The organism is Streptomyces sp. NPDC085931, from assembly GCF_044540565.1.
Taxonomy (GTDB): Bacteria; Actinomycetota; Actinomycetes; order Streptomycetales; family Streptomycetaceae; genus Streptomyces.
On record NZ_JBITSK010000001.1, the window covers coordinates 627,047 to 641,461 of the forward strand.

Sequence of the window (14,415 nt, forward strand, 5' to 3'; positions counted from 1 at the left end):
TACAGCGAATTCAGCCACCCAGCAGAACACCCGGGGCCGCGTCCGGCCTTCCGCGGACAATGCCGGCCGATGTCCGCAACCCTTGTCGAGTAATTGGCCGAAAGGCATCGGATAACCTCCTGCCGGACTCTGTGATCGCGCCACGCGGCAAAGACGGAAGCGGAAGCGGAACTTCGCCGTGGAACGGTTACGGAGTACCGTCGGCAAAGCGAACATCTCCCGTCGTCAACTGACTGTTCCAGCAGGCAGGAGGCCTGCTTGGGCCGGCGCTCGGCGGATCTCAGCGGAATCCCTGGGTCGGCCGCCAAGGCTGTGCTAACCTCGCCGACGGCTAGCGGGAAAGAACGATCTGAAACGGGGGATGATCGTGGCACGGGGGCGAGTGCTGGTCATTGGGGACAGCATCCGATTAGTTTCAAAGGCGAAGTCAGCGGGCGTGGATGTCGCCTATCTGCAGAAGCCTTCGCAATTCGACCCGGCACTGATTCCGCACTGCGAGCAGCTCGCCCTGGTGGATTACCAGGACGTGCCCAGCGCCGTCGCGATGGCCACCGCACTGCACCGGATCGCGCCGATCACACGGATCATCACGCAGACCGAGGCGGCCCAGCTGGTCGCCGGCCATCTCACCGACGTCCTGGGCATCGCAGGCACTTCGGAACGGTGCGCGCGGCTGCTGCACGACAAGGCCGCGATGCGGGCGCTGCTGAACGAGCGGGGCATCGGCCCCGTTCCCTACGCGGTCGATCCCACGCAGGCGGAACTCCGGGCGTTCGTCGCCTCCCACGGGGCGTCCATCGTCAAGCCGACCAAGGGTTCGGGCAGCCTCGGGGTGCGCCGGATCGAGACCGCCGAGGACGTCGACGCGGTGTGGGCCTGGTGCCAGGAGTTCGAACTCGGCGAGTTCCAGGTCGAGAAGCTCCTGGTCGGGCCCGAACTGAGCGTGGAGGCCTTCTCCGAGGCGGGGCGGCACACGATCATCGCGGTGACCGCCAAGGAGACCGACGGCGGCACGGTGGAGCTGGGACACGTCACCCCGGCGCCCCTGGAAGGGGATCAGCTCGACCGGATCCGCGAGCTGACGGTGCAGCTCCTCGACGCCGTCGGTCTGGAGGACGGCCCGTCGCACACGGAGATCATCCTCACCGACGAGGGACCTCGCATCGTCGAGTCCCACACCCGTCGCGGAGGTGACCGGATCAACGATCTCGTCAGGATGGTGTACGGGGTCGACATGGAGGAGGCGGCCTACCGCCTCGTCGGCGACGGTGCGCCCCTGGACGGGCAACTGCACCCCGCGCGCGGCGCGGCCGCCATCCGTTTCCTCACCGCGGCCCCCGGGGTCGTCACCGCCGTCACCGGCCTGGAGGCGGCGCGCGCCGCCGACGGGGTGGTCGAGGTGTCCGTGAGCGTGGAGGCCGGCGACACGGTGCCCGAACTGCGCTGGTCGGACGACCGCTGCGGGCACGTCATCGTCCGTGCCGACGACGCCGGCGCCGCCGTGCGTCTGGCGCGCACGGTCGCCGCACACATCTCGATCGAGACCGAGCCCTTCAAGGGCGACTGTCCGGGCTCCGACGCGCCGGACACGCTCAGCTCGATCCTGCGTCCCTACGACGAGGTCTTCGACCCGTTCCACAAGGGCGTCACCGCATCCTGACCGCGGTCCGGGATCCGGCCCTCCGGCCGGGTCCCGCCGGATCGGCCCCGCTGTACCGGACACCGAACTGGCCGGGCCGGTCGTCGTGCCCGGACACGGACGCGGCACTGCGCGCGTCCCCGGGACGGCACCGCACCGAGCGCGCGTCCGGAAACAGAGCGCACCGGACCTCGCGCGACAGGGCGCCGATCCCTTGCATCCACATCACTCGTCACGTCAACGAGCCGACATTCGTTCCGAGTTTGGAGTGCGGTATGGCCGGGGAACCGGACACAGGCGCAAGCATGCTCTCGTACACCCAGGAAAGCCTCTGGCTCTTTCACCAGCTCGCCGGCTCCGACGAGCCCGCCTACAACGAGTCGGTGGCCTTCGAGACGTCCGGTGACCTCGATCCGGACGCGTTCCGCCGCGCGGTCCACGCCACCGTCCTGCGGCACGACGCCCTGCGTACGTCGTTCCACGAGACCCCCGGCGGACCGCGGGCCCGCGTCCACCACGCCGGCGGGGACGTCCTGGCGGACACCACGGCCGTGGTCGACCTGCGGGACCTGACCTCCGCCGAGGCCCGGTCCCGGGCGGAGGTGGTGCTCGCCGAGCACCACCGGCGGCCGTTCGACCTGGGCTCGGCGCCCCTGCTGCGGGCGGTCGTGGTGGCGCTGCCGGGCAGGACCTGGCTGCTCGGTCTGACGGCCCATCACATCGTCGTCGACGACTGGAGCATCCGCCTGGTCCTCGACGAGATCGCGGAGAACTACCGGGCCCTGGTGGACGACGGGCGCCTGCCCCGACGGCCCGTGTCCGGTGCCGCGTTCCGCGCCTTCGTCGCGGAGAGCCGGGCGGCGGACGCGGACGGGAGGCGGTCGGCCGCGGTCGAGCGCTGGCGCCGGTCGCTGGCCGACGCCCCGGACCTGCTCGGCATGCCGCTGGACCGGCCGCGCCCCGCCGCGCAGACGTTCCGCGGCGACAGCCTGACCGTCCGCGTGCCCGGGGCGGACGTCGAACCGCTGCTGAAGGAGTGCGCCCGCACCTGCCGCAGCACCGCCTTCCCGGTGTTTCTCGCCGCGTACGCGCTGCTGCTGCACCGCTACACCCGGCAGGAAGGTTTCGCCATCGGCACCACGGTGCTGAACCGGCCGAACCCCGACGACCTGGAACAGGTCGGGTGCTACGTCAACACCCTGCCCCTGTTCGTGCCGGTGGACCCGGACGACACCTTCCGCACCCTGCTGTCCCACGCCCAGGAAGCCGCCGAGCGGCTGCTGGACGACGGCGACGCGCCCCTGCCGAAGGTCCTCGAGGCGCTCGGTGCCCAGCGGGCCCGCAACCACAACCCGGTCTTCCAGACCATGCTCACGCTGCTCGACGGCCGTCCCTGCCTCGACCTCGGCCCCGGGACGGCCTCCGTCTACCACCCCGTACGCCGCACCGCCGCCAAGTTCGACCTGATGCTGTACGTCAGCCGGGCGGACGACGCGTACGAGTTCGAGCTGGAGTTCAACACGGACCTGTTCACGCGGGACACCGCGGAGCGGATCCTGCGCAACTACCTCCGGCTGCTGACCTCGCTGGCCGAGGAGGGCGTCGACGCGCCGGTGGGCGCCCCGTCGATGACCCGCGACGAGGAACGTGACCTGATCCTCGGCGACTGGAACGACACCCGCGTCACCCACCCGCAGGGCACGGTCGTCGACGTCATCGAGGAGCAGGTCCGGCGCAGCCCCGGCAGCCTGGCCGTCGAGTTCGAAGGCGAGTCGTACACGTACGACGAGCTGAACCGGCGGGCCAACCAGGTGGCGCACCGCATCCGCGGCACCCTCGACACCACCGGGGCCGGTCCCTTCGTCGGGGTGTTCATGGAGCGCTCCGCGGAGATGGTGATCGCGCTGCTCGCGATCGTCAAGGCGGGGTGCGCGTACGTGCCCATCGACCCCGAATACCCGGCCGCCCGCATCGAGTTCATGATCCAGGACGCCGGCGTCCCGCTGATCCTCACCCAGGAGCGCCACCGCCCGGCGCTCGACCGCGCCACCGCCCAGGTCCTCGTGCTGCCGGACGCGTCCCTGGATCAGGAGGACGACACCGATCCCGTCCGGGACCTCGATCCCGGCTCGCCCGTGTACATGATCTACACCTCCGGGTCCACCGGGCAGCCCAAGGGTGTGATCAACCGCCATGACGCGTTGGCCAACCGGCTGCACTGGATGCAGTCGGCCTTCCCGCTGGCCGGCGGCGCCGCGGCGGACCGGGTGCTGCAGAAGACCCCGTACAGCTTCGACGTCTCGGTGTGGGAGTTCTTCTGGCCGCTGATGACCGGTGCCGCCATCGTCGTGGCCCGGCCCGGCGGGCACCGCGACCCCGACTACCTCAAGGAACTCATCCGGTCCCGGGGCGTGACGACCGTGCACTTCGTCCCCTCGATGCTGAACGTGTTCCTCGAGGCGGAGGAACTGGCCCGGTACTGCGCGCCGCTCAAGCGGGTCGTCTGCAGCGGCGAGGCGCTCCCGCGCAAGACCATCGAGGTCTTCGCCGCCACGCTCCCCTCCTGCGAACTGCACAACCTCTACGGCCCGACCGAGGCCGCGATCGACGTCTCGCACTGGCCCTGCCGGACCGACTACCCGGGCGAGCTCGTCCCGATCGGCAAGCCCATCGACAACGTGCGGCTCTACGTCCTGGACCGGGACCTGCGGCTCCAGCCGATCGGCGTTCCGGGCGAGCTGTGCATCGGCGGCGTCGCCGTGGCGACCGGGTACCACCGGCGCGACGACCTCAACGCGAGGATGTTCGTCCCCGACCCCTACGGAACGGCGCCGGGAGCCCGTCTCTACCGCACCGGCGACCTGGCCCGGTTCCTGCCGGACGGTCAGATCCAGTACCTGGGACGCATCGACAACCAGGTCAAGCTGCGCGGCCTGCGGGTCGAGCCGGACGAGATCGCCGCGGTCATGCGCGACCTGCCCGCCGTCCAGGACGCGGCCGTGATCGTGGACACCTCGGGTCCCACGCAGGCGCTGGCCGCCTACGTCGTGAGCTCCGCGTTCGACCCGGAGGACCTGCGGGCCCGGCTGCGCACGCTGCTGCCCGAGTTCCTCGTGCCGCAGTACCTCGTCGAGGTCCCGCGGCTGCCCACCACACCCAACGGCAAGCTGGACCGGCGTGCGCTGCCGGCGCCGACGGCCCAGGCGGCACCGGCAGCCGGCCGGGCCGGCCGCCCGCTCGCCACCACCGCCGAACAGGACGTGGCCCGGGCCTGGACGGACGTCCTCGGGCTGCGGGCACCGGTCGGCGCGGACAGCAACTTCTTCGCCCTCGGCGGGGACTCGATCATGGCCCTGCGCGTCAGTTCCCGGCTGCGCGCGGCAGGGTACGAGGCCGACCTGCGCGAGGTGTTCGCCCACACCACGATCGCGGAACTCGCCGCGTCACTGACCCACCGGGACCCGGGGTCGTCCGGACCGGCGCTCACCGAGGCGTTCGGGCTGCTGTCGGAGGACGACAGGCGGGCGCTCCCGGCGGCGGCGGAGGACGCCTGGCCGCTGACGAAGCTGCAGTCGGGCATGATCTACCACTCGCTGCTCGACGAGACCTCGCCCGTCTACCACGACATCTTCGACTACGAGTTGGCCGGCGTGGCCGATCCGGACGGACTGACGCGTGCCGTGCGGGAGACCGTGGCCCACCACCCCCAACTGCGGTCCCTCTTCGACCTGGAGCGCTACGACGAACCTCTGCAGGTGGTGCTCCGCCCGGACGCGGCCGGCGCCGCACCGTCCCTGGAGGTCGTGGATCTCACCGGACTGCCCGCCGACGCGCAGGACCGGGCGATCGAGGAGTGGATCGAGGACGAGAAGGGCCGCCCGCTGGACCTCGGCAGGCCGCCCCTGCGCTTCCGCGTCCACCTGCGGGGCGGGGGCCGGGTCAATCTGGCCTTCTCGTTCCACCACCTGATCCTGGACGGGTGGAGCGTCGCCCTCGTCGTCGAGGAGATCCGGCGCCGCTGTGCCGGGCTCCCGGCAGGCCCGGCGGCCGGGGACGTCCCGGCTCCCGGCTACGGCACCTACGTGGCGCTGGAGCGCGAGAGCGCATCGCGTCCGGCGGACCGGGAGGCCTGGCGCGGCATGCTCGACGGCTTCTCCGCCACCCTGCTGGCCGGCCACCTCGGCTCCGCGGCGCCGGCGGCGATCGAGACGGCCGTGCTGGAGCGGGCCGTCCCCTCCGGGCTGGAGGAGCGGCTGCGCGGCAGCGCCGCGGCCCGCGGGCTGCCGCTCAAGTCGCTGTACCTGGCGGCCCACTGCGCCGCTCTGGCGAACCTGACCGGCCGTTCGCGCCTGATCACCGGGCTGGTCGGCAACGGCCGTCCGGAGGTGCCCGGCGGCAGCGAGATGGTCGGCCTGTTCCTGAACACCCTTCCGCTGCCCGTCGAGGTGGGCGAGCCGGACGACGCGGGCCTGCCGGCCTCGGTCTTCGAGCGGGAGCGGGCGCTCGTCCCGCTCCAGCGGTTCCCCCTCGCCGACATCGAGCGGCAGCACGGGGGAGCGCTCTTCGACGTGGTCTTCAACTACACCGACTTCCACTCCTACGCGCCGGCCGGCGACCCGGCCGGTGCCCCGCGGGAGGCGGTGTCGATCGAGAGCGCCCGGTACTTCGAACTCACCAGCTTCCCGATGACGGTCCATGTGCACCGCGACCACTTCGCCGGAGGGACGCAGCTGGCCGTGTCCCACGACGGGGCGCGGATCAAGACCTCGACGGCGGAGCAGTACGCGGGCGAGTTCTTCGCCGCCCTGGAACGGTACGCGGGCCAGGAGCCGGCCGACGGTGCCGCGCTCGCCGCGGAGCGTGCCGTCGCCGCGATCATCGCGAAGGTGGTCGGCAGCGAGACCCTCGGGGTGGAGGAGAACTACCTCGACGCGGGAGTGGACTCGATCAGCTCCATCCGCATCCTCGCCAAGCTGCGCCGGAGCCACCCCGGTGCCGAACTGCGCGACGTCATGGAGGCGCGCACGGTACGGGCCCTCGTCCGCAGGCTGGCGGCGTCCGGGCCCGGGACCACGGGGACGGCGGGCAGCGCCCAGGACGCCTCGGGCGCGTCGCCGGACGGGCTCGCGCCGGGAGTGGTCGACGCCTATCCGCTCACCGCCACCCAGCTGCGGATGATCAGGGCGACGCGGCGGGACCCCGCGCAGTCCGCCTACCACGACGTCTTCGCCTACTCCGTGGCGCTGCCCCTGGACGCCGGGCTGCTGCGAGCCGGGCTGCGGCGGATGATCGCGTCCTGCGAGACCCTGCGGGCCGCCGTCGACCTGGCGGCGCCCGTGCCCCGGCAGCTCGTGTACGCCTCGGTCGAACCCGACCTCACCGTGATCGACGCCGTGGACGACCCCTCGGCGCCCGACGAGTGGTTCGCGCGGGAACGCGGTTCGGGCTTCCGCTGGGAGCGCCCCGGCCTCATACGCTTCGCGGCACACCGCACGGCGCCGGACGGCTTCGTGCTCTCGATGAGCTTCCACCACGCGATCGTCGACGGCTGGAGCCTTTCCCTGCTCGTGCGGGACCTCCTCCTCTGGTACGCCTCCCAGGTCACGGGAGCGGATGCCGGGGCGGTGTCCGGGGCCGGACCCGTCCGGTCCGGCGGAGCGGCCGGCTCGTTCCGCTCCTACGCCCTGGCCGAGGCGGCGGCCCGCACCTCCGCCGAGTCGCGCGCGTTCTGGCGCGACGTGCTCGCGGGCCACCCGGGAGCACGGCTGCCCCGGCACCCGTCCGACGGCGGATCCCGGTGGGCCGAGGCGACCGTCGTCCTGCCGGCCGGCCGGGAGGGCAGGCTGCGCGAGATCGCGCGCGGAACGGGCCACCCGCTCAAGTACCTGCTGCTGGCGGCACATGTGAAGGTGCTGGCCCTGGTCACGGGCGAACCGGACGTCCTGACCGGGGTGTTCACGCACGGCCGCCCCGAGACCGACGACGCGCAGGACCTGGTCGGGATGTTCCTCAACTTCCAGCCGCACCGGGTCCGGGTCGGCAACCAGACGTGGCCGGAACTCATCGACCAGGTGTTCGCGTTCGAGATGCGCGCGCTCGCCCACCGCCGCTGCGCCGCGAGCGGCGACGGCCCCGACGACTGGCCCCGCTACTCCGCGCTGTTCAACTACACGGACTTCCCCGCGTACACGGACGCCCACGGCGGTGGGCACCTCACCGGTGTCCGGTGGTTCGAGCACACGGACGCGCCGTACCTCGCCACCGTGGGCCGCGACCCGGACGGTGCCGCGCTGGAGATCACCCTCAACGCCGACGGCCGGCTCCTGCCGCAGAGCGCGGTCGACGGACTGGGGCGCCTGTACGAGGCGGTCCTGACGCAGATCGCCGAAGACCCCGGCGGCTCCGTCGGCGACACCACCGGCCTGATCGAGGCGTGTGTGGACGGCGTCGGCGCGCGCCGCGAGCCGTCCGTCCGCAAGGGAACCGAGGGAACACCGTGAACACCTTCCGAAATCCCCAGGGGATCGCGGCGCCGCTCGCCGCGTACTCGCACCAGGCCGAGATCACCGGCCCGGTCCGGTGGCTCGTGATCTCCGGCCAGATCGGCATGACCCCGGCCGGAGAGCTGCCCGACGACCCGGTCGAGCAGCTCGGCGTCGCCCTGGACAACGTCACGGCCAACCTCCGGGCGGCCGGCATGCGCCACGAGGACCTGGTGAAGCTGACGTTCTGCTTCGCCGGCGAGATCGACCTGGAGCGCCGGCGCCGCCGGATGGGCGAGTGGCTGGGCGACCTGCGCCCCTGCATGACCGTCATGACGGTGGCCGCACTGGCCACGCCCGCGCTGCGCGTCGAGGTCGAGGCGCTCGCGTGCACCGAGGACACCACGGCGACACAGAGGAGCGAGCAGCAGTGATCACCCAGACCACTCTGGAAGGCGTCCACACCTTCGAGCAGCCGGACGGCTACGTCACCCACTACCGGCGGTGGGGCTCCGAGACCGCTGCCGACCTCGTGGTGATGCTCCACGGGGGCATGAGCCACGCGGGCTGGCAGGCGCCGCTCGGCGCCGGACTGGCCGGGCTCGGCCACGACGTCGCCTTCCTCGCCGTCGACCTGCGCGGTTCGGGGCTGAACGCGCTGCGCGGGCACATCCCGGACGGCGACCTGGCCGTGCGGGACATCGCGCTGCTGCTCGGCAGCCTCAAGGAGGCCCGCCCCGCGACCCGCCTCCATTTGGCCGGCTGGTGCTTCGGCGCCCAGGTCGCGACGGTCGTCGCGGCCGGGCTCGCGGACCGCGACGTGCTCGCGAGCCTGCTCATGGTCTGCCCCGGCTTCTTCTTCAACGACCGCTACTCCGACGTGCTGGACCGCTCGATCGACGCCGCCCTGGAGGTCGTCGAGGAGCTCGGCATCACCGTCGAGGAGACGCGTCCCTTCATCAGGGTGCCGCTGCGTCCGTCCGACTTCACCGACCGGGCCGAGTGGCTGGCGGCCATCGAGGACGACAAGCTGAAGCTCTCGCACGTGACGGTCGGCACGATCGACGCCTGGGAGGCCATCGCCGTCAAGTCCGAGACGGAGTACGGGCGGATCGGGCGGCTGCCCGTGCGGGCGGTGTTCGGCACCCGGGACAAGCTGGTCGACAACGGCCGGGTGCGCGACTTCCTGCGCAGCCACCCCGATCTGCAGACGCGCGACCTCGACGCCGGCCACGCCGTCCACTTCGAGGAGCCGGAGGCCCTCACGCGCCTGGTCGCGGGCTTCGTGGCCGAGCTGAAGCGATGAGCACGGGAGTCGCGCGCTACCGCACGGTCCTGGCGACCCCCGGGGCGTGGGGGTTCTTCCTGCCCGGCATGCTCGCCCGATTCCCGCTGGGGATGACCGGCATCAGCATCCTGCTGTTCGTCTCGGCGACGCGGGGCGACTACGGCACCGCGGGGGCGCTGTCGGCCGTCTCCGCGGTCGGGTACGCGGTGGCCGCGCCGCAACTGGCCCGCGTGGCCGACCGGGTGGGGCAGCACAAGGTCCTGCTCTGCTGCGCGGTGCTGTGCGCGGTCAGCGGCGGCGCGTTCGTCGTGAGCACGCTCAGGGACGGCACGCCGCTGTGGGTCCTGTTCGTCACGGCGGCGCTGACGGGTGCCGCGACTCCCGCCTTCGGCTCGATGGTCCGGGCGCGCTGGAGCGGCCTGCTGGAGGGCTCGTCACTGAAGGGGACGGCCTTCGCGCTGGAGTCCCTGGTCGACGAGCTGGTCTTCATCGTCGGCCCGGTCATCGCCACCTCGCTCGCCGTCGGGGTGAGCCCGGCCGCGGGTCTCGTCAGCGCGCTGATCCTGGTGTGCGGTGGCAGTGTCCTGCTCGCGCTCAGCCGGCGCACGGAGCCGCAGCGCAAGCCCGGGCCCCGGGTGGGCAGGAGCGCCCTGTTCCTGGGACCGGTCGCTCTCGTGGCGGCACTGAACCTGTGTTTCGGCGGCATGTGGGGCTCGATCGACATCGCCACCGTGGCGTTCTCCGACGAGAAGCAGCAGCCGTTCATGACGGGCATCCTGCTGGGGATCTACGCGATCGGCAGCTCGGTGGCGGGAGTGGTCTACGGCGCGCGCGAGTGGTCGGCCCCGCTGCCGCGGATCCTGTGGGTCTCGACGCTGGTCATGGCGGTCGGGATCCTGCCGATGCTCGTGGTCGACAACTTCGCCGGGGCCGGCGTCGTGCTCCTGCTGGCCGGATCGAGCTCCTGCCCGGCCATGATCGTCGCCATGATGCTGGTCGTGGACGGTGTGCCCGCCTCGCACCGCACGGAGGCGCTGGCCTGGCAGTCCACGGCCCTGTGGCTGGGGGTGTCCATCGGCTCCTCGGTGAGCGGCCACGTCGCCGATTCCCGCGGCGCGCAGGCCGCCTACGCCTTCGCGGCGCTGTGCGGCGGGATCGGCTTCCTGGTCGCCCTGACCGGCGGCCGCCGGCTGCGGCCCGCGCACACCGAGCCCGCGGACACCGAGCCCGCGGACACCGAGCCCGCGGACGCCGAGCGCGCGGACGCCGAGCCCGCGGACGCCCCGGCCGCCGACGATCGTCCGAACCTTCCCACCGAGTCAGGTATCCGATGACCTCCATCAGCATCATCCGTCCTGCCGTCCCCACCACCGCCTCCCCGCGGGTGGCCGACCGGATCGCCGCGAGGGCCGGGCACCCCGATCCGGCCGTCCGCGAGCGTGTCGCCCTGCGGACCGCCGACACGGCCGTCACCTACGCCGAGTTGGCGGAGCGCGCGCGGAAGTCCGCCGCCGAGCTGTCGTCGCTCGGCGTGGGCGCCGGCGACGTCGTCGGGCTGCGCCTGCCCTCCGGCCCCGGGGCGATCGTCGCCATGCTGGCCTGCTGGCATCTCGGCGCCGCCTTCCTGCCCATGGACGCCGCGGCCCCCGACGCCTACCGGGACCGGCTGCTGAGCCGTTCGGGAGCCAGGGCCGTGGTCGACGCCGGCGGCCCCCGGGCCCTCGTGGGCACGGCTTCGCCCGCGCGCCCGGCGATCGGCCCCTCCGGTGACCGGCCGGCCTACGTCATCTACACCTCGGGGTCGACCGGCACCCCCAAGGGCGTGCTCGTCGGCCAGGACGCCTTCGCCGAGCACGCCACCGGCATCGGCGATCTCCTGGAACTGCGCGACACCGACACCGTGCTGCAGTTCGCCGGGCTCGGCTTCGACGTCGCCCAGGAGGAGATCTGGCCGACGCTCGCCGTCGGAGGCACGGTGGCCTTCCTGGACACCCCGGACCGCGCCCTGAGCCCGGCGGACCTCGCCCGCCGGGTGCGGGACCTGGGCGTGACCGTGCTCCAGCTGCCCACCGCGTACTGGCGCCTGGTCTGCGCCCAGATGCAGGGGCCGGACGGCGCCGGACTCTCCTTCGAGGGCGTGCGCACCGTCGTGATCGGCGGCGAGGCGGCGGTCACGAAGGACGTGCGGGCGCACCGCGACGGACCACTGGGCCACAGCACGCTGGTCAACGGCTACGGCCCGACCGAGACGGTGGTGACCTGCACGGCGTTCGTCCTGCGGGCGGACGAGCCGGTCCCGGCGACGACCGGGCTGCCCATCGGCGGGCCGGTGGGCGCCCGCCGGCTCTACGTCCTGGACCCCGACGGGCGCCCCTGCGAGGACGGCGGCCCCGGTGAGCTGTGGGTCGGCGGGAGTCCGCTCGCCCACGGCTACCTCGACGACCCGACGCGCACGGCCGAGCGCTTCCGTCCCGACCCGTTCGCCGCGGTCGCCGACGCGCGGATGTACCGCACCGGGGACCAGGTCGTACGCCACGCGGAGGGTGCCCTGGAGTTCCTCGGCCGTCTGGACAATCAGGTCAAGGTCCGTGGCTACCGGATCGAACTCGACGACGTCGACCGGCACTTGACCGCCACCGCGGGCGTCACCGCCGCCGCTGCCGTGGCGCTCGACGACGGGATGGGCACCGGCGGGCGCGTCCTGGCCGCCGCGCTCTCGGTGACCGCGGGCGGCCCGACGGCCGAGCAGATCCGCGCGGACCTGCGCGGACGCCTGCCCTCGCATCTGGTCCCCGGACTGATACGGGTCCACGACGTGCTGCCGCTGACCGGTTCCGGCAAGATCGACCGCCGCGCCGTGGCGGCGCTCCTCGCCCAGGAGTTCGCGGCGTCCGTGCCGCGGGCCACCGCGTCCGGTGCGGCCCGGGACGGCTCGGCCGCGTCCACCGCGCCCGCCGCCGCGCCCGCGGCCGACGCCGGCCCGGCGGAACAGGCCGAGCAACTCGCCCTGCTCCTGGACCTGGTGCGGGCCCAGCTCCGCATCTCCGCCTTCGGGCCCGACGACGACTTCCTGGCCCAGGGCGGCGACTCGCTCGCCGCCCTGCGGGTGAGCGGCGCGATGCGCGAACGCGGGTGGCGCCTGCGGCCGTCGGACCTCCTGACGGCGCGCGACGCGCGCTCCGCGGCGGCCCGTGTCGTGCGGTGCTGAGGAGGACGCGGTGCCGGACGACGAGCGGCGGCGGCACGAGCGCCTCAGCGCAGCAGCACACCAAACCACAGCACAGCGCGGTACAGCACAGCACTTTGGCCGATACACCGAGGGAGAAGGTTCGATGACAGCCGTGTCCGTCCATGACCAGTTGACGGCGTGGATAGAGAGCGAGGAGTTCTCCTGCCTGGGGGCGAAGTCGGCCCTGCGCCGCGGGAGCCTGCGCCAGGTCCACGTGGGCACCATGGGCACCGGGAGTGCGACGACGGCGCTCCACGACGCCCTCACCGAGTTCGTCTCGCGCGACCTCTCCCCCGAGCAGAACTTCGCCACCGTCGTCGCGGTCTTCGACGGGCCGCTGGGGCTCGCGGAGCCGGACTTCCACACCCTGCTGTGGCAGCAGCTGACCGAGCTGCACGCCGTGGACGCCGAGCGTGGTTTCGCCTGGGCGGAGGGCGCGGACACCGATCCCGCCTCCCCGCGGTTCGGTTTCAGCGTGGCAGGACACCCGTTCTTCATCGTGGGGCTGCACGAGAACGCGTCGCGGGTCACGCGCCGCTTCCCGTTCCCCGCGATGGCGTTCAACTCCCACCACCAGTTCAAGCGCCTGGTGGGCAACGGCGTCTACCAGGGGCTGCAGCGCCGTATCCGTGAGCGCGACATGCGCCTGCAGGGCTCCATCAACCCCAACCTCGCCGAGTTCGGCGAGGCGTCCGAGGCGCGTCAGTACTCGGGTATGCGCACGGACGCGCAATGGCGCTGCCCGTTCGCCCCCGGGGCCGGCCCGGCGGCGGGCGCGCGGCCGGTCACGCGGCGGCCCGACGCGTGAGCGGTGCGCACGGCTCCGTGCTCAGCGTCAACGTCGGCCGGGCCCGCGCGGTGGCGTTCACGGACGCCCCGGGCGGCGAGACCGGAATCGACAAGCGTCCGGTCGACGGACCGGTCCGGGTGGCCCCCGCGGGGCCGCCCGGCCTCGCGGGCGGTGGGGTCAGTGGTGACACGGTCTGCGACCTGCGCTTCCACGGCGGTGCCGACCGCGCCGTGTACGCCTTCGCCCGCGAGGACCTGGACGGCTGGCAGCGGGACCTGGGACGGGTCCTGGGCAACGGCTCCTTCGGCGAGAACCTGACGGTCCTCGGCATGGACCTGCGCGACGCGCTGATCGGGGAGCGCTGGCGGGTCGGTCCCTCCACCGTCCTGGAGGTGACCGGCGGACGCATCCCCTGCCGCACTTTCGCCGGCTGGCTCGGCGAGAAGGGCTGGGTGCGCCGTTTCACCCGGGCGGCGTCGCCGGGCGCCATGCTCCGCGTCGTCGAGGCGGGCGACGTCCGCGCGGGCGACCGCATCGCCGTCGTGCACCGCCCGGACCACGACGTCACCGTCTCCCGTCTGTTCCGCGCGGTGACCACCGAGCGGACGATGCTGCCGGACGTGCTGGTCGCCGCCCCCTGGATGGAGCGCGAGCAATTGGAGATCGCCCAGCGGTACACCGCCAAGTACCCGGCCGGCAAGGGCCGGTGACCCGCTGCCCGGACGGTGGCCTGGCCCGCCCGGACGACCGCCCCGGGACCCGCCCGGCGGGGGTGACCGGCTGCGGCGCGCGCCCGTCCTGCGGTGGGGGCGCGTACCGGGCGCCCGGCGCGCGCCGCCCCCGGGCGTCGTGATCCGCTGCGCACCGGCCGCGGGACGGGCCCTGGCCTTACAGGGCGTAAAGCGACCGAAGAATGGATAGGGGTCATACGGCGACACGCGGGGAGTGTCCGACGTGCCCGGATACCGGGCGCAGCGGCTTCAGGGG

General features: G+C 73.1%; 8 protein-coding genes. All 8 read left to right on the forward strand.

The window, feature by feature from the left end; genetic code table 11:
- The first annotated feature begins 436 nt into the window (after window positions 1-436).
- The gene (locus tag ACIGAN_RS02625) at window positions 437-1,660 is read left to right on the forward strand and encodes an ATP-grasp domain-containing protein (protein ID WP_399854523.1); all 1,224 of its coding nucleotides are present in this window, start codon (window positions 437-439) and stop codon (window positions 1,658-1,660) included.
- 284 nt (window positions 1,661-1,944) lie between these two features.
- Window positions 1,945-8,139, forward strand: a complete 6,195-nt coding sequence (locus ACIGAN_RS02630) for an amino acid adenylation domain-containing protein (RefSeq protein ID WP_399854524.1) — start codon at window positions 1,945-1,947, stop codon at window positions 8,137-8,139.
- Window positions 8,136-8,555: a RidA family protein gene (locus tag ACIGAN_RS02635; protein WP_365091951.1), complete on the forward strand. Its 420-nt coding sequence runs from the start codon at window positions 8,136-8,138 to the stop codon at window positions 8,553-8,555. Before ACIGAN_RS02630 ends, ACIGAN_RS02635 begins: the two co-directional genes overlap by 4 nt.
- The gene (locus ACIGAN_RS02640; RefSeq protein WP_365738590.1) at window positions 8,552-9,427 is read left to right on the forward strand and encodes an alpha/beta hydrolase; all 876 of its coding nucleotides are present in this window, start codon (window positions 8,552-8,554) and stop codon (window positions 9,425-9,427) included. Before ACIGAN_RS02635 ends, ACIGAN_RS02640 begins: the two co-directional genes overlap by 4 nt.
- Window positions 9,424-10,743: an MFS transporter gene (locus ACIGAN_RS02645; RefSeq protein WP_399854525.1), complete on the forward strand. Its 1,320-nt coding sequence runs from the start codon at window positions 9,424-9,426 to the stop codon at window positions 10,741-10,743. Before ACIGAN_RS02640 ends, ACIGAN_RS02645 begins: the two co-directional genes overlap by 4 nt.
- Entirely contained in the window at window positions 10,740-12,617 is a 1,878-nt protein-coding gene (locus ACIGAN_RS02650; protein WP_399854526.1) for a non-ribosomal peptide synthetase, read from the forward strand. The genes ACIGAN_RS02645 and ACIGAN_RS02650 overlap by 4 nt, the downstream gene beginning before the upstream one ends.
- Window positions 12,618-12,741: 124 nt before the next feature.
- Window positions 12,742-13,446 (forward strand): guanitoxin biosynthesis heme-dependent pre-guanitoxin N-hydroxylase GntA, encoded by a 705-nt coding sequence (gene gntA / locus ACIGAN_RS02655; RefSeq protein ID WP_399854527.1) that lies wholly within the window; start codon window positions 12,742-12,744, stop codon window positions 13,444-13,446.
- Window positions 13,443-14,138, forward strand: coding sequence for an MOSC domain-containing protein (locus ACIGAN_RS02660; protein ID WP_399854528.1), 696 nt, complete (start codon window positions 13,443-13,445; stop codon window positions 14,136-14,138). Before gntA ends, ACIGAN_RS02660 begins: the two co-directional genes overlap by 4 nt.
- Window positions 14,139-14,415: the final 277 nt, after the last annotated feature.

What these genes read in the sequence shown, in the direction of transcription:
- ACIGAN_RS02630 (WP_399854524.1), top strand. Translation starts at nt 1,945, where the DNA reads ATGCTCTCGTACACCCAGGAAAGCCTCTGGCTCTTTCACCAGCTCGCC.
- gntA (WP_399854527.1), top strand. Translation starts at nt 12,742, where the DNA reads ATGACAGCCGTGTCCGTCCATGACCAGTTGACGGCGTGGATAGAGAGC.
- ACIGAN_RS02645 (WP_399854525.1), top strand. Translation starts at nt 9,424, where the DNA reads ATGAGCACGGGAGTCGCGCGCTACCGCACGGTCCTGGCGACCCCCGGG.
- ACIGAN_RS02650 (WP_399854526.1), top strand. Translation starts at nt 10,740, where the DNA reads ATGACCTCCATCAGCATCATCCGTCCTGCCGTCCCCACCACCGCCTCC.